Source organism: Segatella copri DSM 18205 (genome assembly GCF_025151535.1).
GTDB classification, from domain to species: domain Bacteria; phylum Bacteroidota; class Bacteroidia; order Bacteroidales; family Bacteroidaceae; genus Prevotella; species Prevotella copri.
This window is the reverse complement of record NZ_CP102288.1, coordinates 150,587-173,436: the sequence shown is the minus strand read 5'-3', so window position 1 is coordinate 173,436 and position 22,850 is coordinate 150,587. Positions and strand designations below refer to the sequence as shown.

The 22,850-nt window shown below is 46.9% G+C and carries 24 protein-coding genes; 10 read left to right on the top strand and 14 right to left on the bottom strand.

From position 1 onward, the window contains the following. Positions 1-15 precede the first annotated feature (15 nt). From NQ544_RS00730 to NQ544_RS00710, 5 genes are all read left to right on the top strand, one after another. On the top strand, positions 16-564 hold the full coding sequence (locus tag NQ544_RS00730; RefSeq protein WP_249041996.1) for a DUF1599 domain-containing protein: 549 nt from the start codon (positions 16-18) through the stop codon (positions 562-564). 12 nt (positions 565-576) lie between these two features. Further along, positions 577-2,667, top strand: coding sequence for a BT_3928 family protein (locus NQ544_RS00725; RefSeq protein ID WP_153134137.1), 2,091 nt, complete (start codon positions 577-579; stop codon positions 2,665-2,667). Positions 2,668-2,813: 146 nt separating this feature from the next. Next, on the top strand, positions 2,814-3,461 hold the full coding sequence (locus NQ544_RS00720; protein WP_006849058.1) for an SPOR domain-containing protein: 648 nt from the start codon (positions 2,814-2,816) through the stop codon (positions 3,459-3,461). Positions 3,462-3,643: 182 nt separating this feature from the next. Beyond that, complete coding sequence (gene folE / locus NQ544_RS00715; protein ID WP_006849057.1) at positions 3,644-4,237, top strand: GTP cyclohydrolase I FolE; 594 nt, start codon at positions 3,644-3,646, stop codon at positions 4,235-4,237. A 90-nt stretch (positions 4,238-4,327) separates the two neighbouring features. Further along, a complete protein-coding gene (locus NQ544_RS00710; protein ID WP_006849056.1) occupies positions 4,328-5,080 on the top strand; it encodes an exodeoxyribonuclease III in 753 nt (250 codons plus the stop codon). A gap of 231 nt (positions 5,081-5,311) precedes the next feature. On the opposite strand, the gene NQ544_RS00705 is transcribed toward NQ544_RS00710, so the two are convergent. After that, positions 5,312-5,818, bottom strand: a complete 507-nt coding sequence (locus NQ544_RS00705) for a toxin-antitoxin system YwqK family antitoxin (protein ID WP_006849055.1) — start codon at positions 5,816-5,818, stop codon at positions 5,312-5,314. A 381-nt stretch (positions 5,819-6,199) separates the two neighbouring features. Here NQ544_RS00705 and NQ544_RS00700 point away from each other — a divergent pair, with 381 nt between their 5' ends. The 5 genes from NQ544_RS00700 to porW all read left to right on the top strand — a co-directional run bounded on the left by NQ544_RS00700 (position 6,200) and on the right by porW (position 13,499). Next, positions 6,200-7,405 (top strand): zinc-dependent metalloproteinase lipoprotein, encoded by a 1,206-nt coding sequence (locus NQ544_RS00700; RefSeq protein ID WP_006849053.1) that lies wholly within the window; start codon positions 6,200-6,202, stop codon positions 7,403-7,405. A gap of 46 nt (positions 7,406-7,451) precedes the next feature. Further along, the gene (locus NQ544_RS00695) at positions 7,452-8,696 is read left to right on the top strand and encodes a 3-phosphoshikimate 1-carboxyvinyltransferase (RefSeq protein WP_006849052.1); all 1,245 of its coding nucleotides are present in this window, start codon (positions 7,452-7,454) and stop codon (positions 8,694-8,696) included. Positions 8,697-9,086: 390 nt separating this feature from the next. Further along, a complete protein-coding gene (locus NQ544_RS00690) occupies positions 9,087-9,470 on the top strand; it encodes a hypothetical protein (protein WP_006849051.1) in 384 nt (127 codons plus the stop codon). A 66-nt stretch (positions 9,471-9,536) separates the two neighbouring features. Further along, positions 9,537-10,337, top strand: a complete 801-nt coding sequence (locus tag NQ544_RS00685) for a metal ABC transporter permease (protein WP_006849050.1) — start codon at positions 9,537-9,539, stop codon at positions 10,335-10,337. Positions 10,338-10,385: 48 nt separating this feature from the next. Further along, the gene (porW, locus tag NQ544_RS00680) at positions 10,386-13,499 is read left to right on the top strand and encodes a type IX secretion system periplasmic lipoprotein PorW/SprE (RefSeq protein WP_006849049.1); all 3,114 of its coding nucleotides are present in this window, start codon (positions 10,386-10,388) and stop codon (positions 13,497-13,499) included. A 438-nt stretch (positions 13,500-13,937) separates the two neighbouring features. Here the strand turns inward: porW and NQ544_RS00675 are convergent, their stop codons facing one another. The 13 genes from NQ544_RS00675 to NQ544_RS00615 all read right to left on the bottom strand — a co-directional run bounded on the left by NQ544_RS00675 (position 13,938) and on the right by NQ544_RS00615 (position 22,811). Further along, positions 13,938-14,231: a phage antirepressor KilAC domain-containing protein gene (locus NQ544_RS00675; protein ID WP_228023622.1), complete on the bottom strand. Its 294-nt coding sequence runs from the start codon at positions 14,229-14,231 to the stop codon at positions 13,938-13,940. 14 nt (positions 14,232-14,245) lie between these two features. Then, positions 14,246-14,806 carry an ATP-binding protein gene (locus tag NQ544_RS00670; protein ID WP_260113665.1) on the bottom strand — a complete coding sequence of 187 codons (561 nt, stop codon included), beginning with the start codon at positions 14,804-14,806 and terminating at the stop codon, positions 14,246-14,248. Continuing rightward, entirely contained in the window at positions 14,797-14,976 is a 180-nt protein-coding gene (locus NQ544_RS00665) for a hypothetical protein (RefSeq protein ID WP_260113664.1), read from the bottom strand. The genes NQ544_RS00670 and NQ544_RS00665 overlap by 10 nt, the downstream gene beginning before the upstream one ends. 14 nt (positions 14,977-14,990) lie before the next feature. Then, on the bottom strand, positions 14,991-15,569 hold the full coding sequence (locus NQ544_RS00660) for a Mu transposase domain-containing protein (protein WP_260113663.1): 579 nt from the start codon (positions 15,567-15,569) through the stop codon (positions 14,991-14,993). Positions 15,570-15,684: 115 nt separating this feature from the next. After that, positions 15,685-16,107: a hypothetical protein gene (locus NQ544_RS00655; protein ID WP_260113662.1), complete on the bottom strand. Its 423-nt coding sequence runs from the start codon at positions 16,105-16,107 to the stop codon at positions 15,685-15,687. After that, positions 16,097-16,546, bottom strand: a complete 450-nt coding sequence (locus NQ544_RS00650) for a hypothetical protein (protein WP_260113661.1) — start codon at positions 16,544-16,546, stop codon at positions 16,097-16,099. Before NQ544_RS00650 ends, NQ544_RS00655 begins: the two co-directional genes overlap by 11 nt. Positions 16,547-16,700: 154 nt before the next feature. Beyond that, a complete protein-coding gene (locus tag NQ544_RS00645; protein WP_006849109.1) occupies positions 16,701-17,567 on the bottom strand; it encodes a phage antirepressor in 867 nt (288 codons plus the stop codon). A gap of 68 nt (positions 17,568-17,635) precedes the next feature. Further along, a complete protein-coding gene (locus tag NQ544_RS00640; RefSeq protein WP_006849108.1) occupies positions 17,636-18,196 on the bottom strand; it encodes a DUF5675 family protein in 561 nt (186 codons plus the stop codon). A gap of 13 nt (positions 18,197-18,209) precedes the next feature. Further along, the gene (locus NQ544_RS00635) at positions 18,210-20,711 is read right to left on the bottom strand and encodes a hypothetical protein (RefSeq protein ID WP_006849107.1); all 2,502 of its coding nucleotides are present in this window, start codon (positions 20,709-20,711) and stop codon (positions 18,210-18,212) included. Between the two features lie 18 nt (positions 20,712-20,729). Further along, positions 20,730-21,233, bottom strand: coding sequence for a spore coat protein (locus tag NQ544_RS00630; RefSeq protein ID WP_244263587.1), 504 nt, complete (start codon positions 21,231-21,233; stop codon positions 20,730-20,732). Positions 21,234-21,426: 193 nt separating this feature from the next. Continuing rightward, positions 21,427-21,945 carry a hypothetical protein gene (locus tag NQ544_RS00625; RefSeq protein WP_006849104.1) on the bottom strand — a complete coding sequence of 173 codons (519 nt, stop codon included), beginning with the start codon at positions 21,943-21,945 and terminating at the stop codon, positions 21,427-21,429. Continuing rightward, positions 21,942-22,091 carry a hypothetical protein gene (locus NQ544_RS00620; RefSeq protein WP_006849103.1) on the bottom strand — a complete coding sequence of 50 codons (150 nt, stop codon included), beginning with the start codon at positions 22,089-22,091 and terminating at the stop codon, positions 21,942-21,944. Before NQ544_RS00620 ends, NQ544_RS00625 begins: the two co-directional genes overlap by 4 nt. Before the next feature lie 264 nt (positions 22,092-22,355). Next, the gene (locus NQ544_RS00615) at positions 22,356-22,811 is read right to left on the bottom strand and encodes a hypothetical protein (protein ID WP_006849102.1); all 456 of its coding nucleotides are present in this window, start codon (positions 22,809-22,811) and stop codon (positions 22,356-22,358) included. Positions 22,812-22,850: the final 39 nt, after the last annotated feature.

The window sequence follows — 22,850 nt, the reverse complement described above, 5'->3', positions numbered from 1 at the left end:
AATTTCGAAATTATTATGGCAGATTTATTGAAAACAGAACAGCAGTTTAAGGATGTCATGAGTGAATGCAGGACATTATTTGAGAAGAAGCTTCATGATTATGGAGCCTCTTGGAGAATCTTGCGCCCTTCTTCTCTGACAGACCAGCTCTATATCAAGGCGAAGCGCATCCGCTCGCTCGAAATCAAGAAAGAATCTTTGGTTGGCGAAGGTATCCGTCCGGAATTCATTGCCCTTATCAATTATGGTATCATAGGACTCATCCAGCTCGAAAAGCCTTTTGTGGATGAGGTGGATATGACACCCGAAGAGGCTATAAAACTATACGACCTCCATGCAAAGGAGGCACTGGAACTGATGCTCAGGAAAAACCATGACTATGATGAAGCATGGCGCTCGATGAGAGTCAGCAGTTATACAGACTTCATCCTGACCAAGATTCAGCGCGTAAAGGAAATTGAAGACATCGCAGGCGCTACCCTCGTTTCTGAAGGTATTGATGCCAACTATATGGACATCATCAACTATGCCGTCTTCGGTGTCATCAAAATGAGCGAGAAGTAAAAATATAAAATGATGAAGAATATGGCAACTCACATATTAACAAAGATAGCGGTCAATATTGGGCGACTTCTGATGGCAATAACCTTCATTTTCTCAGGATTTGTGAAGGGAATTGACCCATTAGGCACGCAATACAAGATAACCGACTATCTGGAGGCGCTGCACATCGACTGGATGTTCCCTTCATGGAGCACATTGCTGATGTCTATCGTGCTGGCTATGTGCGAGTTTGCCATCGGTATCTTCCTGCTTCTTGCCATCCGCAGAAAACTGGTCAGCAAGATTGCGCTGCTCTTAATGAGCGTGATGACGCTGATTACCCTGTGGATTGTCATCGCAGACCCGGTGAAAGATTGCGGCTGTTTCGGTGATGCCGTCGTACTCACCAACATGGAGACGTTCGTCAAGAACCTCATCCTCCTTGCCATCGCTATCCTGCTATGGAAGAAACCGATGGAAATGCCACAGTTGGTATCTAAACCAACCCAGTGGATTGCCATCAACTACACCTTTCTCTTCTCCATCGTGATGAGTATCTGGAGTCTGTGGTATCTGCCGCAATTCGACTTCCGTCCTTATCATATAGGTGTCAACATCGCCAAGGGCATGGAGATTCCGAAGGGAGCCAAGCAACCCAAGTTTGATACCACCTTCATCCTGGAGAAGAACGGAGAACGGAAGGAGTTTACGATAGACAACTATCCCGACTCCACCTGGACTTTCATCGACAGCAAGACGGTTCAGACCGAAGAAGGTTACGTACCTCCAATCCACGACTTCAGCATAGCTGATGCCAAGACGGGAGAAGACATTACCCAGGAAGTGATTCACGATAAAGGCTACACCTTCCTCCTGGTTTCGCCACATCTTGAATTTGCCGACGACAGCAACTTCGGCAATATCGATGAGATTTACGAATATGCCAACGACCATGGCTACCGTTTTCTCTGCCTCACGGCTAGTACGGAGAAAGCCATCAAGCACTGGCAGGACATAACAGGAGCGGAATATCCCTTCTATGTCACAGACGAGACTACGCTGAAGACGGTAATCCGCAGCAACCCAGGTCTTCTTCTGCTGAAGAACGGAACCATCATCCAGAAATGGAGCCACAACGATTTGCCTGACATGGCAGAGATTGGTGACAAGCCATTGGAGAAGACCGAGATAGGCAAGATGCCGGAAGTAAGTGCCGCCAAGAAGATAGCCGGCATCATCTCCTGGTTCATCATTCCGCTGGTACTCCTCACCATTGCCGACCGGCTCTGGGCTTGGGGCGCCTGGATTAGAAAGAAAGAGAATTCGAACAGAATATTATCAACTTTTAAAAAGAAAAGAAAAATGAGAAAGAAAATTGTAGCAGGTAACTGGAAAATGAACATGAACCTGCAGGACGGTGTTGCTCTCGCTAAGGAGATCAACGAGGCATTGGTAGCAGACAAACCAAACTGCGACGTAGTAATCTGTACTCCATTCATCCACTTGGCTTCTGTAGCTCAGGTTTTGGATTCAGAGATTGTAGGTCTTGGTGCAGAGAACTGCGCAGACAAGGCTAAGGGTGCTTTCACTGGTGAGGTTTCAGCAGAGATGGTAAAGAGCACAGGTGCTCAGTATGTTATCCTCGGTCACTCAGAGCGTCGTCAGTACTATGGCGAAACAGCTGAGATCCTGAAGGAGAAGGTAGAGTTGGCTTTGGCTAACGGTTTGAAGGTTATCTTCTGCTGCGGTGAGACTCTCGAGGAGCGTGAGGCTGAGAAGCAGAACGAGGTAGTAAAGGCTGAGTTGGAAGGTTCAGTATTCCACTTGAGCGCTGACGATTGGAAGAACATCATCCTTGCTTACGAGCCAATCTGGGCTATCGGTACAGGTAAGACTGCTACTTCTGACCAGGCTGAAGAGATGTTGGCATACATCCGCTCTATCGTAGCAGAGAAGTATGGCAACGAGGCTGCTGAGGAGACATCAATCCTCTACGGTGGTAGCTGCAAGGCTAGCAACGCTCCTGAGCTCTTCGCTAAGCCAAACATCGACGGTGGTTTGATCGGTGGTGCTTCTTTGAAGGCTGCTGACTTCAAGGGTATCATCGACGCTTGGAAGAAGTAATCTCACAAGGATATTACATTTCCCGAAGGGATGCCTTCTTCGTGAAGCGCATCCCTTCATTCTTCATTACACCTTATTATATATTGAGAGAACTAAAAATAAGGTGCTGTTAAAAAAACAAGACGACAAACATAAAAGGAATAGTCATGAAACAATTCGTCACATTATTGATTATGATCCTCTGCTCAACATTCACAGCTAATGCGCAGAACTACCTGGACCATCTCAAAAAGAAGGAACCGGGAAAGGGTGTTGTAACCGTGAACCAAAGTAAGGCGATTGATGAACTGGTAAACGGCAAACAAGTGATTCCACAAGACGACAAGACTAAGACTACCCCACAGAAAAAAGAAAAAGAGCCTGAAACTCAGCACAAGCAGGAGCCTGATTCCCTGAAGAAGACTGAGCCACAGCATCATGAGGCAAACCGAGAGAATGCCCATGTGAACAATGCCCAAAAGGCAGAGAACAAAAAAGAAGAAACAGAGACACCTGTAGTGGATATGCGCAAGAAAGTGATGCGCAAGAGCTATAAGGTTACAGGATATAGAGTACAGGCTTTTGCAGGCGGCAATTCGCGTAACGACCGCCTGAAAGCAGAACAGACTGGCAATCAGCTGAAAGTTCATTTCCCTGAGCAGCCGGTTTATGTTCATTTCTACTCTCCAAGATGGATTTGCCGAATGGGCAACTTCCGCAGTTTAGCTGAAGCCCAGAAGATGCTTGCCAAGGTTCGTTCCCTGGGATACAGACAGGCATGCCTTGTAAAGGGACAGATTACGGTACAGTACTAGTTAATAGTTTATAGTTGATAGTTAACAGCTGATAGTTTACAGTTGATAGTTTACAGCATTTATGCCGTAGGTCTAACTATAAACTATTAATTATAAATTATAAACTTTTATGCCGTAGGCCTAACTATAAACTATTAATTGTAAATTATTGACTATTAATTAAGAATTATAAATTAAATAAGATGAATCCAGAAACAGAATTTCGCGAGGGATTGGACGAACTCGCAGAACACTATACTGAAGTATTAAAGCTCTTGGGAGAAGACCCTGAACGTGAAGGACTTGTAAAAACACCGATGCGAGTAGCCAAGGCTATGCAGATACTGACCCGTGGCTATACACAGGATGCACACAAGGTATTGACCGATGCCCTCTTTGAAGAGAAATACAACCAGATGGTCATCGTGAAAGATATTGATTTCTTCTCGATGTGCGAGCACCACATGCTTCCTTTCTATGGCAAGGTGCATGTAGCCTATATCCCGAACGGCAAGATTACAGGTCTGAGCAAGATTGCCCGTGTGGTTGATATCTACAGCCACCGTCTCCAGGTACAGGAGCGTCTTACCCAGCAGATTAAAGACTGTATTCAGGAAACATTGAATCCGCAGGGCGTGATGGTAGTGATAGAAGCCAAGCACATGTGCATGCAGATGCGAGGTGTAGAGAAACAGAATTCCATTACCACCACCAGCGACTACAGCGGAGTCTTCAATTCACTGAACACCCGCCAGGAGTTTATGAGTCTGCTGAGAGGAGAAAGTAAAAGAATCTAATATATAGTTAATAGTCTACAGTTGATAGTTTATAGAGCATTCTTGCCATCAACAGTAAACTATTAACTCTTAACTATAAACTATAAAAAAATGAAGTTTATATCTTGGAATGTAAATGGCCTGCGCGCTTGCGTGGGCAAGGACTTCGAGAACCAGTTTAAGGAACTCGATGCCGACTTCTTCTGCCTGCAGGAAACAAAGATGCAGGAGGGACAGCTAGACCTTCAGTTTGAGGGCTACGAGAGTTATTGGAACTACGCTGAGAAAAAAGGATACTCCGGTACAGCTATCTATACCAAGCACAAGCCATTGAACGTAAGTTATGGTATGGGCGTAGAGGAACATGATCATGAAGGCAGAATCATCACGCTGGAATATGACCAGTTCTATCTCGTTACCTGCTACACCCCAAATTCGCAGACAGAGCTCAAGCGCCTGGATTATCGCATGACTTGGGAAGACGATTTCCGAAAGTTCCTGAAATCTCTTGACGCCAAGAAACCTGTTATCATCTGCGGCGATCTGAATGTAGCACATGAAGAGATAGATATCAAGAATCCGAAGACCAACCGCCGTAATGCCGGTTTCACCGATGAAGAGCGCGAAAAGATGACCGTTCTTCTGAATGATGGTTTCACCGACAGCTTCCGTTATCTCCATCCTGATGAGGTAACCTATTCGTGGTGGTCATACCGTTTCAAGGCGCGCGAGAAGAATGCCGGTTGGCGTATTGACTACTTCCTTGTCTCCGACCGTATCAAGGAACAGATTACAGAAGCTAAGATCCATACAGAAATCATGGGCAGCGACCATTGTCCGGTAGAAGTAGATTTAACGTTCTAATCCTACCTTTCATCCAACATCAACAAGAATAATCAGAAGAGGGTGTGTCATAAGTTTATGATTCACCCTCTTCTTGTTGTTGGTAAATATAGGTTATAAAAAAAGGGGATGCACCTTCCTCACGGAAGCCATCCCCATATTGGTCATATCAACATAAAATTTTAATTTATATAAGAGAGATTTTCTTCTAATTCAATGAAGTAACAAAACTACATAGTTGCTTATTTCTGATTACATGAACTGCTTCAACTCAGAGAGATTTCTCTTCTCAGAAGAACCGTCCTTGTAAGTTACCATGAAGTAATCGTGAACAGACTTGCCATTCTTGAACTGAACGACAGCTACACCGCCTTCACGGAGCTGGAGGGTGAAGTAGCCTTCGCGCTTACCATTGACATAGTTGCCATGCCACTTCTCCTTACCATTCTTATAATAGGTAGTAACCTCACCATCAAAGATAGTATTGCGATCGTTGCCGAGGTCGATAAAACTATAACCACCTTCAGCACGGAGATTACCGTTCATATAGAAGTCCTGGAAAACGTCCTTCTTGTTAAGGCCAGAACCAGTAGTCATCAGCAGTCTGTAATAACTAGCCTGATCTGCACTGGCTACATTGCTCATATTTTCTGCATAGAAAATAGTGTCAGCTACAACTGTTGCATTCTCTACGTGCTTACGACCGAAAGCTGCTATGGTCATCAAAGCCATCAATGAGAATAATATCATTCGTTTCATATTGTTTATTTTTAGGATGTTATTGTAATTGTCTTTGTTTCTTTTTCTGGTGCAAAGATACAACGATTTCCGAAAAAATCATAATTCCTTAACGCTATTTTATCTTATTTTTTGAGCAAGTAATACTTTTTGATTTTGAACGCACACAAGCTTACAATTTGCAATTTCATAGCCTAAAAAATTGCATATTACACGAAGGTATACCTTATAAAACGCTATTTTCATGGAGCCAAGTTTACAAAATGTAACTGAATTGATATACATCAAGAAGATGGAAGCACAAGTTTTTTGGCATTTCGAGAAACTTTTTCAGGATATTTCTCGCCTATCTTCTTTTATTTTTGTATTTTTGCACGAAAATATATAATATAAGGTACGCACATGAGAAAAATTCTTTATTTCATGATCGCCCTCACCGTCCTCAGCTTTGCATCATGCAAGGATACCGAAGGCTCTATCGGCGACCCTATCATATCCCACGGACAAGACCGTGACACAGATATCATTACAGGCGATGATTATGTTTATCATCTGCCTGTCATCTTTCATGTCTTCTACAGGGACTCCACGCAATACATTGAATATACCCGCCTCAAGGAGATTCTCTCCAATGTGAACGAACTTTATCAGGGTGATGTCTACAACTATCAGATGGATACCATCCCGAGCGAGAACCTGCATATCCTGTTCGAACTGGCTGAGAAGAATGAGAGCGGCAAGAGACTCAGTACACCGGGTGTAGAATATATCAAGGTTCCAGAATCGGAGTTCGACTGCGAGAGCTTCATGAAGGACAAAAAGAATGCTAAGTACTGCTGGGACCAGAACAACTACATCAATGTGATGGTATATGCCTTCAAGAAGACCGATGAAAACAGCACCACGCTGGGCATCAGTCATCTGCCTTATCAGGTAGGCGGCTATCCGCAGATAGATGGTTTGGGCGATGGCAAGAATTATCCGCTGAGTAAGCTAGGGAAACCTTATTGCGTTTCGCTTAACTCAATCTATGTGGGAAGGGAGTATGAAGGGACCCGGTATACTACAGATAAGAATCATAAAGGATATACCTACAATACAGCCGACCCGAATGCTACGCTGGCCCACGAACTGGGTCATTATCTGGGTCTCTTCCACTGCTTCTCGGAAAAGACTACAAAAGAAAGTTCAGAGGCTGCCGATGATGATGACGACTCAGACTATTGCGATGATACGCCGAGCTACAACCGAATAGCATACGGCAAATGGCTGACAGAATATGTCAGCAAGGCACAAGCCATCAAGAAGGATACCACGCTCAGCATGCGAGAGCTTGCCAAACGCACCAACAGCAAGGATGAGGAATGGCAGTCAGACAATCTGATGGACTACAGCATCTGTTACAGCATGCGATTCACCCCAGAACAGGCAAACCGCATCCGTCAGGTTCTGTATTATTCGCCCCTGATACCGGGTCCGAAGAAGATTCGTCCGAGAACCCGTGCATGGGATGAGATGCCGGAAACAGAAGATGACCTCCCAATCCGATATGCCAAGGAAAAGGCTGTCAGCATCAAGGACATCCGGATACTGAAGGCTGAGAAATAGCAAAATCAGAAAAAAGAGTATTAAAAGAAATAGAAACAAGAAGAAAATGAAATATACAATCAAGGCTCCACGCCAACTCAATGCAAGTATCAACTTGCCAGCTTCCAAGAGTATCAGCAACCGTGCATTGGTAATCAATGCCATGGCGGGATGCAAGTTGCAGCCCCGCAACCTGAGCGATTGCGATGATACAGAAGTCATCATTGCGGCACTGCGCGATATGCCTGATGTCATCAACATCAAGGCTGCCGGTACCGCCATGCGCTTTATGACCGCCTATCTTTCTGCTACACCGGGCGAGCATACCATCACAGGTACCGAGCGCATGCAGAACCGCCCTATTGCTATTCTGGTAGATGCCCTGCGCTACCTCGGAGCTGATATACAGTATGAAAAGAAAGAGGGCTATCCTCCACTCCACATCGTTGGTAAGCCACTGGAAGGCGGACATCTCGAAGTGGTGGGAAACATCAGTTCGCAGTATATCTCGGCACTGCTGATGATTGGTCCTATCCTGAAAAACGGTCTGGAACTGAAACTGACGGGCGAGATAGCATCACGTCCTTACATCGACCTCACGCTGTGGACGATGCAGAACTTCGGAGCCAGCGCAGAATGGACCGATGTGGATACCATCACCGTAAAGCCACAACCTTACAGCTGCGTAGCCGACTACACCATCGAGAATGACTGGAGCGCTTCTTCTTACTGGTATGAAATGATGGCGCTGAACGGAAACCCTGATTCTGAGGTAAGACTCGAAGGCTTGTTCGACAGTTCCAAGCAGGGCGATTCTGTCGTAAAATACATCTTCAGTCTGCTGGGCGTGAAATCAGAATTTGAGAACCGAGATGTTCTTTCTCCTGTCAAGTTGAAAGTCCAGCGCTGTCTCTTGCCTCGTTTTGACTACGATTTCAGCGGTTCTCCAGACCTAGCACAGACCATCGTTGTAGCCTGCTGTGCCCTGGGCGTAAAGTTTAAGTTCACCGGCCTTGCCAGTCTCAAGATCAAGGAGACCGACCGCATCGAGGCATTGAAGAAGGAGCTGAAGAAGGTAGGTTACGTGATTTATGACGAGAACGATAACACGCTGATTTGGGATGGCGAGACCTGCGAGCCTAGTTTCGAGCCTATCGACACCTACGAGGACCATCGCATGGCACTTGCCTTCGCCCCACTTGCCTTCAAGTTCCCTCAGATTGAAATCAACAATCCTGAGGTGGTAAGCAAATCCTATCCTCATTATTGGGAAGACCTGAAGAAAGTGGGATTTGAAATAGTTGAAAGTTAATAGTTGATAGTTAACAGTTAATAGTTGACAGTTAATAGTTGACTGAAGTTTCGCATGTGATTCAAGTACGGGCTGAAAGCTCAAAAGCTCCTGGAAGCAGCACGCCCTGAAAGGGCAGAAGCTCCTAGCCCAGGGCAGCGCCCTGGGTATAATAGCAATCAGCAAGGCGCCCTGTAAGGGCAAAAGCTTTGTTAATTGCTTGGTATTTGAAAGCTTTTGCCCTTACAGGGCGAAAGGCTAGCGCCCATAATAACCCAGGGCGATGCCCTGGGCTAGGAGCTTCTGCCCTTTCAGGGCGTGTGGGGCTTACTTGCGAAACTTCAGTAGTTGATAGTTAATTGTTCAACAGCTTTACCAATCATAAAGTTCAATATTCAAAGATCAAAGTAAATGTTGTACCTGATTTTTGCCCTGGTGGTCCTAGGCTTGATAAGCGCCATTTTCGGCATCATTTCTCATCGCAAGGGAGAGGATGAAGAGCCTTTGCAGGAAGGAGTTTCGTGCAATACCTGCAACGGAGAGAACTCCAAATGCGAACAGGAATGCATGATGGAAGCCGCCACCAAGGAAATAGAATACTACGATGACGAGGAACTCGACCGGTTTGCAGGAAGAGCTGCCGACGACTATACCGATGAGGAGGTAGAGGAATTCTCGGAAGTGCTCTATACGATGCAGCCGGAAGAGGTGGCGGGATGGAACCGAAGTCTGATACTGAGAGGCATCAACCTGCCTAACCAGATTAAGGACGAAGTCATCAGTTTTTTAAGTTAAACGTGCAATACGCAATGCGCAACATGCAATGCGCAAAGTTCAAAGTATTAAGTTTAAAGTAAAGACATGGATATACTGCAATATACATTTTTTCAGAACGCGCTGATTGGCGCCCTACTGGCAAGCATCCTGTGTGGCTTTGTAGGCACCTACATCGTCACCCGCCGGCTGGTCTTCATCAGCGGTGGCATTACGCATGCCTCTTTTGGCGGCATCGGTATCGGCGTATTTGCAGGCATCAACCCCATACTCTCTGCCATGGTATTCGCCATTTTGAGTGCCTTCGGCGTGCAATGGGTATCACGGAAGAAAGATGTGCGCAAAGACTCAGCCATCGCCATGTTCTGGACCCTTGGCATGAGCGTGGGCATCATCTGCTGCTTCCTTACTCCGGGATTCATGCCCGACCTGCCCTCTTTCCTCTTCGGAAGTATACTTGCCATCGACAGCACAGACCTCTGGCTTCTGGCAGGTCTTACCCTGTTTGTAGCATTGCTGTTCACCTTTCTGCTGCGTCCTATCCAGACCATCGCATTCGACAGCACCTTTGCCAAATCGCAACATCTGCCGGTTACTGCGATAGAATATATGATGATGACGCTCATCGCCATGACCATCGTGGCAACCATCAAGATGGTGGGCATCGTACTTGCCATCAGTCTGCTCACCATACCACAGATGACTGCCAACCTCTTCACCTACAGCTACAAACGCATGATAGGAGCCAGCATCGTGATAGGCTGCATCGACTGCATCGTAGGCCTCTATGCCAGTTATCTGCTCTATGTGCCATCAGGTGCAACCATCATCTTCGTCAGCATCATCCTGTTTGCAGCAGCAAGGATACTGGCAGCCAGAAAGCACTAAGGCTTTCACACGCTCCGAAAGAAAAATTTTAAAATAAAGAAGCAATTTATGTTGAAGCATTTCCCATTCAGAAACTTCTTGCCAGCTATGGTTATCCTTGCCTTTGCAGTGACCATAGCAGGATGTTCTACGCAGAAGAATACGGCGAAGAGCAGATGGTGGCATGCCTTCAACGCCCGATACAACACCTATTATAATGGGACCGTAGCCTATATTGAAGGCTCGCTCGAAAAGGAAAACGGAAATAAGGACAATTACTCTGAAATGATTCCTTATTATACGGTTGGCAACAAGAACAGCCGCGAACTGGGCAAGTCGAACTACGACCGCGCCATCGAGAAATGCGAGAAAGCCATTCACCAGCATAGCATCAAGCGCCGCCCGGTATGGGACAAGAAACGCCGCAAGACAGCCAAAGACCTGGAATGGCTGCAACGCCGTGAATATAATCCGTTCCTCTGGAAGGCATGGATGCTGATGGGGCGTTCCCAATTTTTTGAAGGCGATTTCCAGTCGGCAGCAGCTACATTCGCCTATATGAGCCGCCTCTACGCTACCCAACCCGGCATTTACGGCAAGGCACGTGCCTGGCTCGCCAAGAGTTATCTCGAATCGGGATGGATATACGATGCCGAAGATGTAATCCGTAATATCGAGCGCGATTCCATCCACTGGCGTGCCCAGAAGGAATGGGACAAGACCTATGCCCTCTACTATCTGAAGACCGGACGCTATCAGGAGGCCGTTCCGTATCTCCGCAAAGCCATCGGCTATGAGATGCGACGCAAGCAGAAAGCCCGCCTCTGGTATCTGATGGGACAGGTAGAAGCACTACAGGGACATGCCCAGAATGCCTACCGTGCCTTCAAGCATGTCATCCGTCTCAATCCGCCTTACGAACTGGAGTTCAATGCCCGCATCTCCATGACCGAGGTACTGGCAACCAACAACTCCCGGAAGATGGTATCTAAATTGAAGCGAATGGCAGCGAGCGACAAGAACCAGGAATATCTCGACCAGGTTTATTATGCCATCGGCAACATACATCTCAACCAGGGCGATACCCTTCAGGCTATTGCTGCATACGAAAAGGGTGCCGCGAAATCAAGCCGAAACGGAGTAGAGAAAGGTGTATTGCTGCTGCATCTGGGCAATGTATACTGGCAATGCCACCGTTATGGCGATGCCAAGCGATGCTATGATGCTGCCATCGGACTCCTAGACCAGGACCGCAAAGACTACAAACAGCTCTCCGACCGTTCGAAGGTTCTCGATGAACTGGTGCCTTATACCGACGCCATCCATCTGCAGGACTCCCTGCAATCACTCGCCCGCATGAGCGAAACAGAACGGAATGTCGCCATTGACAAGGTGATAGATGCCCTGAAAAAGCAGGAAAAAGAAGAAAAGAGAAGACTTGCCGACCAGGAATTGGCAGAACAGCAGGGCAACTCTGACTTCGGAAGAAACAACGGCAATGGTTATAACAGCAGAAATAACAGGAATCAGGGAAACAGCAATGCCTCATCCGGCTTCGGAAACGGAGCCATGGGCAACGGCGGTTTCGGCAACGCCAATACCTGGTATTTCTACTCCCAATCTGCCGTAGCCCAAGGCAAACAGCAGTTTGAACGCCTCTGGGGCAAACGAAAGAACATAGACAACTGGCAGCGGAGTAACCAGACCGTAGTAGCCGATACCAAAGGTGTAGAAGAAATGACTGATGAACAGCGCGATTCACTCCTCAACGAGGCACAGAAGAAAGCCCTTGAGAAGGAGAAAGAGAAGAACCTGAGTGCAGAAGAAGATCCGCATCAGCGCGCCTACTATCTCGCTCAGATTCCGCTCACCGAAGAGAAGATGGCAGAAAGCAATCAGATTCTGGACGACGGACTGCTGCATGCCGGCATCATCCTGAAAGACAAACTCAATGATCTGGACGAAAGCGAACGCATGCTGCAGCGACTGGTGAAGAAGAACGCAGCATACGAACATCTCGATGATGCCTACTATCACCTCTACCTGCTCTACAACATCAGGAAGCAGCCAGCCATCGCCAGCCGCTATCTCGACCTGTTGAAAGCGAATTATCCGGAGAGCCAATGGACCGCCCTGCTCACCTCTCCTTATTATGAGGAAGATGCGAAGATGGGCATTCATCTCGAAGATTCGCTCTATGCTGCCACCTACGATGCCTTCAAGGCTAACCTATATAATAAGGTGGTACACAACAGGGCTATCTCTGACAAGCGCTATCCTGAAGGAGCCAACCGCGACAAGTTCCTCTTTATCGGCGGACTCACCCAGCTCCACGAGGGTAATATCCAGGCTTGTCTCGATGATATGCAGCAGGTGGTAGAGAAATATCCGAACAGCCGACTCAGCGAAATGGCAGGAATGATTCTCAACGGAGTGAAAGCCGGCAGACAGCTCAAGGGCGGCACATTCGATCTGAGCAATGTATGGTCGCGCCGCAACGCCGTACTCAATGATGACGTCAAATCCAAAGCAAAGGTATTCAGCATTGAGCGCAACGAGCCGTTCGTCTTCATGCTCGCCTACGTTCCCGATTCTGTAAACGAGAACCAGTTGCTCTTCGAGATGGCGAAATATAATTTCACCTCCTATCTCGTTCGCAATTTCGACCTCGTCATTGACGAGCAGAATGGTCTGCACCGCATGCAGGTAAAGGGCTTCCGCAATTACGATGAAGCACGCCAGTATGCCAACGACATCTACCAGCATCAGGCCATCACCCAGCTCCTCTCAAAGGGAGCCCGAGGCATCGTTATCAGCGAACCAAACCTCCTGCTACTGGGCACCAGTCTGAGCTACGACGATTATACCCTCTTCTATACCCAGCATCTGGCACCGCTGAAAATCAGCAAGGACCCACTGCTTGAAGAACCGGAGGAAATCATCCAGCAGAAAAAGACGGATGATTCAGAAGAAAATGAAGAAGAAAACGGAACTACCGGTGAAATAGAAACCGGAACTACCGGAACATTCGATAATGGTACAACCGGAACTCTCAGCAACGAAACTACCGGAACCCAGGGAACCGATGCGGATATAAAGGAAGAAAAAGCGCCAAAGACAACTTACGACAACGACGACAGTCTGGATTTGGACAGCGAAGAATATGATTTAGATGGATTTTAGTGGACAGTCAGCTGGAGTATGATGATTTCGTCAGTATATTTTGAGATAACTGAAGTTTCACAAGTCTTGCCCCACACGCCCTGAACCAACGATCACCGGCCGAAGGGAAAGGTAAAGGGCAGAAGCTCCTAGCCACACGCCCTGAAAGGGCAGAAGCCCCTAGCCCAGGGCATCGCCCTGGGTAATTACGGACGCGAACCTGTCGCCCTGTAAGGGCAAAAGCTTTAAAACTCCAGGCAATACATAAAGCTTTTGCCCTTACAGGGCGCCTTGCTGATTGCTATTATACCCAGGGCGATGCCCTGGGCTAGGAGCTTCTGCCCTTTCAGGGCGTGCTGCTTCAAGGAGCCTTAGCCCCTTTCCCCCCTAAAAAAAGGTAAAAAGAACCTAGCTATACATTCCGCTAGGCTCTTTTTACCTTTTTACTTTTTTACCTTTTTACTTTTCAATGAGTTCCCAGTATCGCTGAGCAAGGTCATGGATGAACTTCCGTCCTCGCTCGGTCCATACGAGATAGGTATGGGTGTAGGCTCTGCCCATCTTCTCCTGTCTGCCATCGCTCTTCGGGTCTAGGAAGGCGCTGTAGCGGGTGCGGCTCTTGGCTAAACCCATGTTGACGATAGCGCTGTATCGGTACCACGCGTAGCGGTGTAATCGGTACCATGCTATCACTGCAATCGGTACCGCTTGTATCGCTGCAAGCGGTACCAAGATTTCAGTTCTGCTTTTCAATTTGCAAAGGTAATTTATTTTTTCAATTTCTGGCGCATAGATTCGCCTTTTAACTCTATTTTACTTGCATTTGCCACCAAACGGTCCATAATGGCATCTGCCAAGGTAGGATCACCTATGTAATCATACCATTTGGCAATGGGAAGCTGTGAGGCGATAATGACGGACTTTCTCTCGTATCTCTCTTCTAGGATTTGGAGCATTGCGAGTCTGGTCTTGTCATCCATTGGCTGCAACCCGAAGTCATCCCATATGAGCAAGTCATACTTTTCCAGATTGGTTATCATCCTCAGGTACGACCCATCCAGCTTGCTGAGTGCAACTTTCTCCACAAAGCTGTTCATATTGAGATAGAGAGTTCTGTAGCCTAGCATGCAAGCCTGTCTTCCAAGGGCACAGGCAAGGAAGGATTTTCCGCAGCCGCACTTTCCTTGTATGAGCAAGTTCTCATGCCTGCGTATAAAGGCACAGTCGGCAATGGCGGCAAGGTCATCCTTGGTGAAGTTGCGGTCTGTTCCACAGATGACATCCTCTAAGAGTGCCGTATATCTAAGCTTGCTGATTTTTAGATACATGGCGGTCTTTCGATCTCGTCTGTCCTGCACCTCTGCATCCACCATCTTGGAGATGGCGACTTAAGGGATGGGCGGTTCTGTACAGGAAGGCTGGTCATGGCCTCGAAGGAGGATGACATACCTCTGAGCTTCAACTCGTTGAGTTGTATGATGGTTTCTTGTAAGTTCATGTTACTATATATGTTTAAATGTTCATAAATGCCTCCGCGCCTCTCACATAGTCGTTCTGTGGCACATTTGAGACTGTTTCTTCCCCGTCAACTTGGTCAAGGTTCTTCTCCAACACATTGCGGATGGTCGTGTAGGTGATGGATGAACAACCTGCAGGACGCTTGCAGGCCTTCTCCAGGCGCTCCTTGCCATACTTGCGCTTGAGAGACAGGACTCCTTGGCAGGACTTGTACGACTGCTCGACATGCTTCGTGCGATTGAGGATGGATTGGACTGCGGCAGTGGTGTTGCTGCCGACCAATGCCGCCTCCTCCAGGAAATAGGCGGCATTATATCCCTGTCCGTGCTTGTAGGCAAGATGTTTGTCCGGCATATGCTCGTCAAGCGTGCTGTATCCGGATCCTTGGCGACGCTGATGGATGGCTATGCGAGAACTCCCGGAGTAAACCTCCACGGTATCCAAGTCCCACAGTACGCTCACCTTTTGCCCGACATACTGGTATGGCACGCTATAGTTGTGCTTGTCAACCATGACGTGATAGGTACCGGACAGTTTCACCTCCTTGCGATATCTGAAGCGGTATGGAGCCATGGGCAGTTTACCCAACGTTGGTTGCTCTTCCGCCTCGAAGATGTCACGTCTGCTTCTCCCTGTCGTTCGGACGGCTTTTCATTGAAGCCGTCCATCAACTCATAGATACGGGCATTCATACTCGGTAGATTGTAAAACACCTCGTCATGTAGCAGAGCGTAGACGGCATTGTATGTCTTTTGGACGAGTCCCTCGACTGGACCTTTGTCCTGGGAGTGCGAACCCTGCAGGTTTGGAGGGTTGTATCGTAGTAGGCGGCCCATTCCACGGCTGCATCATTGAACGCTGGCTCGTAGCGGTCGTATTTCTTCACCCACTGCTTCATGTTGTCACTCTTGGCTATGCGAGTTGTTCCGCCGAAGTAAGAGAAGGCATCGGATATACCGCCGAAGAAGTTCTCCATGGAAGCGTTGTACATAGCCTTGGCAAATCCCAAACCGCTGTATGGCAGGATACAGACCAGGACGACAACCTTGGTTAGCTCACCTGTCTTCGGGTCGGTAAGCCACAGGGCATCGCCGGCGAAGTCAATCTGCATCTCTTCCCCAAGGAATATAGGTGTTATGGAAGCTGAGGTTGTGTGAGTACTGATACTCACGGATTGACTTCTTGAACTGGGTGTATCCATATCCGTCGGGATGCTCCTTCTTGTATGACTCGTGCAGGGCTTGAATGGTGAGGTAGCGGTTATGCGACAAGTCTGACACATATTCAGGCAACAGCCCGTCCAGCACCTGACGTTGGGAGGATGGGGCTGCTGTGGGTTTGGACAACTGGAGGAAAGATTCTATTTCCCCGTCACTCATGCGGCCTATCACGCCATAGGACAAACCTTGGGAATCCGCCAGGGTCTTGTAACGATTCAGTACGCCACGTCCCATGTGTAGTTGCTCGCAAATGGTGCGTTGCGGTATTTTTGCCGCTAGCATTTGAAATGAACGTTTTAATTTGCTCATGTTTACATTACTTTGTGCCATATCTATACAGATTTTAAAATTCTTCTGCAAAGATAGGCGGTGATTATTATACATGAGCAGAACTTTACATCTTTTTGATACCGATTGGTGCGCTATGATGGTACCGATTCAAGTGATACGATGGTACCGAATGCAGTGCTATGATGGTACCGATTCATGCGCTACAGTGGTACCGATTCGCCGATACTGTCACCATGTGGGCATAATCGGCATAGAGGAGATACTGACCGCTCTGGTAATACTGGATATGCAGGGCGCAGAGCGAGCGGTTCAGTTCCTGCGCTGTGATGCCGAGCTCCTTCGCAATCTGCGTGGTGGTGAAGCAAGAAACGGAATCGAGCACGTTATCGCTATAGAGCGCTTTCGGCAAAAGATTACCCACCTGATTCTCCAACTGGATGATGTTATCACCACTCTTGGCGATGCGAACCACCTGCTCATCCACCACATCATTCAAGCGGCGGATTTCTGTATCCTGTTCGCCGATAAGCTTCTTCTGCTGCTCAATCTGCAGGCGCTGTTTCTTCAGCAGATTCTCCTTCTCCTTGAGCGTAGCACGGAGAATTTCTTCCGCATGTCGGATTGTCTCCTCATCGCTCTCGCCCGGCTGAACCGGAATATAACCGCCCGTCTTGCGAATCTGTGGCAGCACATCAGCCGTAACCCAGTTCTTGAACTTCACGGCAGTAGAAAGCTTGGAGCCGAGCACCAAAGCATAGAAACCGCTCTCGTTGACGAAGATCATCTGCTGAGTTCGTACTGTTCGGCTTCCATCCTTACGAAGGCTTCCCGATACCTTGACGCCCTGTTTTAGGGCGTCAAGGTGGTTAACCAACTGATTTACAGCGTTTCTTGATTTTTTATACCCCAGTATATCACAGAGATCCTTTGCGCAGAACAAAGGCTCCCCATTTTCATCGGTCAAGGTACGAATCTTACCGAATTCAGGGTTTTCAAACACAACAGCAATTGCTGCCTTCTTATCCATTTCTACTTTATTTGTATTAACTGACTTTACCATAATAATTTGTTTTTAAAAATTAATAACTTAACATTCAAAAATCAACATTCAACACTCAACATTTAACATTACAAAATCGTAATCCAAACGCTCTCCTCCCGTTCTCTCGCTGCGGTAATGGCATTCATGAGCCTGTGCAGCCAGATGCGGGAATTAAAGACGGCACCCTGTAATTTATTTTCACCTACCAGAATGCACCCCTGCGTATCATCGGGATAATTACCGGCATGAATGCGGATGCCCTCAAAATCAGGAACACCCTGCACCAGCGGAAGCCACTTCTTGAACCTTGGCGATTTCGAGATAACCACAGGATACGAGCCTTCCGGTATCGCCGTATGACCCGGTATCTTGCGGGCTTTCTTGCCCGATACCCTGCTGTACCGTCCATCCTCCTCTTCCGGTTTCAGTTCGACACCCAGGAGGTTTCTCCACGTAGGCTCCAGGGTATCACAGAAGTAATGCTCCTTGTCCAACTTCGTCTTATCGAAGCTGTGCTCAAAGATACGCTTGTCGCCTATTTTTACCCCCGAGCGCCAAGTACGTTTCACATCCTTATCGCTCAGGATATAAAGATGACCTATCGTATAAGTCTTCTTTTTTGCTATTCTTTTTACTACTATTTCCATAACTCAAACTCCATTAAGATTCTAATATTTTTACCTCTTTACCATCCTTGCGGTTACGTAGCTTTTCAAAACTGAATAACTGAATACTGATTACGTCACCCGTTGCACCCTTAGGCGGAATCTTCCGGATATAGTTTCGGTTCACCCAATTACGCAACATCGAAGGAGTGCCCTTCTTGTCCATGCCCAACTGCGAGCGGAGATATTCTGCCTGCTGGAAATTAAAGACATCAGGCAACTGCTGCAACAGATTTGCCGGTCCACGCTTGCTCGATTTCTCGTTCGAAAAGTTCGCCCTCTTGATGGCATCACCAAAGAATCGCATCTTGCAGTAGAGGTCGTAACGCTCGCTCCAGCGGATGAACTCATCTATCTCCGGCTCCCATTTACAGCCGTTCGCCACATACAGCACACACGCCTTCAGGTAGGCGATGACGTTGGCACGGAAGGAAAGATTCTCGTAAACCCTGTCCTGCGACAGACGTGAAAACTCAGCATTCTCATCCTTCAGCCGGAGGGCAAGCTGGAATGCCTCAGGACAGTCAATCAGCCCCCTGGCGTTGTTCAGATTCTCGATATAAGGCTTCAGCCCCTCTCGGTAAGCATCATCGTAATCACCAAAGACAGGCATTTCATCACCGATTTCACGCTCCGGAATGGTACAGAAATTGATGCGGCTTATCGGACCATCTGTCAAAACTTTTGAGAAGTAACGCTGTCCTTTCTGGATAGTGGTAGATGCGTTCCAGTTGAATCGGATGGTTACACGCTCCGTAACGCTCGATATGCCCACGCGAGTCTGGCCGTACTGGTTGTCGCTATCTGAGGCAAGACACATGATACGGAAATGCTGGTTTCCGGTACCCTTCAGAGCATCAAACTGATCCAGCTCATTGAGCGAAGTGTAAAGAAATCGTCCCTGCGCCTCAGCGGTTCGCATCACGAATGCCGGATTGGTCATATCGGCATCAATCTCCTGTATAACGAGGTTGTCCGGTCGCTTACGCTTGTCCTTGTTGGCGCCCTTACGCGTCATCTCCTCCTTCCATTCCTTCTCACGTTTCAGATTCTCTGCATCCCGTTTCCGGATATCCTCCATAATATAGCTAATCGGCTTGTTTACAGACGATTTACCTGCGCCCGTACCAGCCAGCAAGCACGTAGACAATGTAGCCTCATGCACTACATTATCAATATATCGGAAGCTCGTCTGCCAGAGGTGCGTAGCGAGCGGTGGGAAGATAGCGTGCGCCACAGCCGGCTTATAAATCTCCGGTGTCCGAGATATCAGCAGTTCCACCAGTTTCGGCAGTTTCTCCGGCATCGCTGGCGGGTCAGGATAATCCTCCTCGGTACTTTGAACTTGGAGCATTGAACCTTGAACTGCATGATTTGCGTTAGGGCTATTAACTGTTAACTGTAAACTATTAACTTGTTGGCTGGCCTGTTTTTCCGCCAGCGCATTCACCCTTATCACATCCCTCGACATCGGTTTGCAGCTGTCAGCATATTTCGCATAGAAATCATGTATCAGCTGATGGCAGTCATCCTCCTGATAGTAGCTCGGCATTTTCGTTCTCACCACCTTCATCAGTTCCTCCTCGCTCATCACCCTCGAAGCGCCTGCGCTCATGATAGCGAGCAGCGAAGAGTGCCGAGACCCGACGGTATCAATCGCCATTCCTTCAAGCCCAGCCGACTGCACGAACAGATCAAAGGCTATCAGATTCTTCTCGCTGGCCTCTCCCAGTTCACCAGTGCCATGATTGCCCGGAAGTCTATTGTTTTGAACTTTGTCATTACTATTGCTATTAACTGTAAACTGTAAACTATTAACTTTTGCAACTCCTCTTCCGTCCACCGTCAGCCCACGGTCCAGAAAAGCCTGTCTGCGAGCCTGTATCTCGCTCTCCGGCATCACTGCGCACCACATTTTAGACCGGTAGATTTCCGAGTCCTTATCCGTCAGGAAAATCATTCTCTCAGGTGTGATGCAGCTTTCATCATAAGGCACGCCCAGTGCCTCACAATACGCCTTCTGCGTCTCCTCGATGGTCATCCCCACCGGCATTCTAATCCCGATATGCAGCTTCTTGCGAGCGCTATAACAGAGATGCAGCAACGAGCCGTTCCATATCCCCGAAGAGCAGTTCAGCTCGCGCGCCTTCTCAATCGCCCTCTCCACATACTCCATATCATCCACATCGATAATCGTCTGGAAGAGAAAGCTTTCCGGCATCGCATTCTCCTGTCTGCGCACATTATTCTTGAACATGCCGTAGTGCGGGCAGAAGAAAGGCAGCTCGCTCTTCAGCCTCTCCTGCGCCTTCTTCACCGCCTGCGCATCGTTCAAATCCACTCCGTCAATCGGCAATTCACCCCGAATCTGCTGAATCATCTTCTTGATTTCCTCCGACCCGATGACCTTATCATAAGTATCGATATTGTAAGAAAAAACTTTCCCCTTATTACCTTTGCGATAAGGATTAATTGCCACTACATGTACTGTCTCCATTTTACCTCCATATTTTTATTAATCGAACACTTCGCTGTTAATCATGATATACCCGCTACCATAACATACATTGATAGGCAGAATCAGCGAGTTATCAGAAATTTCGTCAACCCCGTTCGCCTCGAAGAGCGAAGCATTCTCGGCATCATTCAGTCTGCTCTTGACGAACCCTATTACCCATTTTGCCGCAATCTTCTCGGCAGCAACATCCTTGTCAACGAGGTCTTTCACCAGCTGTTCATCGCAGAAGTTGATATCCGCATTCACGTTCTCAGCCTCCGTTTCTTCCTTCCCCATTTCCTGGTTCTCGAAGAAGAGGTTATACTTGATTTTCATATCCTTCATCATCACGATGTTCAGATTTTTCAGTTCCCCCTCCGAGTCAGCAATCGTCTCATAGAGTTTCTGTACCGACTTCTTGAAGATGTTCTTCACGTCCATCAGGCAGTAATAGATTTTGCCTCCAATCACCACCACCCTCAGTTTTCCGTACTGCGGATGAGTAAAATAAAAAGGTTTCATTGCTTTCATCTTATAAATTCCTTTTTAAACAGTTGGGCGCTCCCACAACGGTTGATGTGCCTATACACAAAAGCCCCCGAAACCCAGACCATATCGGTTCTGAATTCCGGGGGCAAATGTACGGCGATTCTGCGACAAAAAACTAGTACGTACCAGTACTGTCGTACTAGTACTACTTGCAAAAAACGGTCATTTAACCTATATATTTATTGATTTTATCTCCAAATTCACCCATAGAAGGCATTGAGATAGCTTCATTGTAGCGGGTTCTGAGCACAGCAGGGTTCATATCCCATAACTGTGAGAATACTTTCCATTGTTTGGTAATATTCAGTTTGATGGATAACTTATAGGCAAGATAACCTTTCTGGTAGCCAGAAAGATTGACAGGCTGGTAGTTTTCATCCAAAATCCCATACTCATACAAACTTTTCAGAATCTGTTGTGCTTTTTCTCCTTTCAATTCTTTAGGAACTGTAGGTCTATGAGGTAAGAACAACCTGGTTATGCCAGATGCTTTCTTATTATTCCTTTTGTCCTCTTCATCATCATCTTCAAAGTCAGCTTCCGTTACATCGGAATTAGAAAAATCATCTCCCTTATACCTCTCTCTTGCGGCATCATGCGAAGGATTGAAGTTCACGACATTGCCAAGATTTACACCTCCCACATGAATATCGCCATTAAAATTTAGTATGCAACTGACTTTCATGATTCAAAAAGACTTATAAGGTTATCAATACTTGTAGTACCCTCAAACACGCGAACGCCTTTCAGGTTAACTACGATATCAACACTCATACTGATGATTCCCAACACAGCCAGGGCAATCTTCAGTTTTACGATAAGTTTAATCATATATCTTCACCTTTTAAGATAGACTAAATTTACTTCCTCAATCTTGGAAGAAGAGGTGGCCCCTGAAAGTTTTCCAGGGTGAATCCTTACTTCGGAGACATTGAGCTGCAGAGCAGTATGAGGAATGTCTCCCCCGATTTCATGTTGAATTTTTCATTTTTACTCTGATTTTAAGTTATTAATTGTTATTGTTTCTCTATAATAGCTGCGCAAACACTGATGCACGGCTAAATCTCATGATATTTTTTTAATGTTGTTGCTCAATTATTTATTGCGAGGTGAAAAATTGCTTTGCATTTCTTCTACTTTCTCTTTCAACTTGTCAAGTTGTTTCAAGTCTCTCCCTATCGTAGCCCAGTGCCAAAAAGCCTCATTGAAGTTCTTTTCGAACTTATCTTTTTCAAAATTTTTACTCTCCGCAACATGTTTCTTATTCAGCGTATCAATGATAGTATCCCAATGATAAAGGATGCAATAACACCACCGCCGCTGCTGGTAAGACTTGAACTTCACTTTTCTTTTCAACACATTTATTACTGTATCATACTTGATATGCGTAATATTAGAGAACTGATATGGAGATAGCAGTTCAGCTCCATCACCTATAAAAGACTTTAGATACAAGATGATGCACTCTTCTTGTATCTCATTGATTCTGTCGTCTAGCTGAGCTAAGTTCTTCAGAATCAACTTTTGTCTATGTTCTGCAATATCCAACATAATTGTGTAAATTTATGCGAATTTACAACTAATTATTTG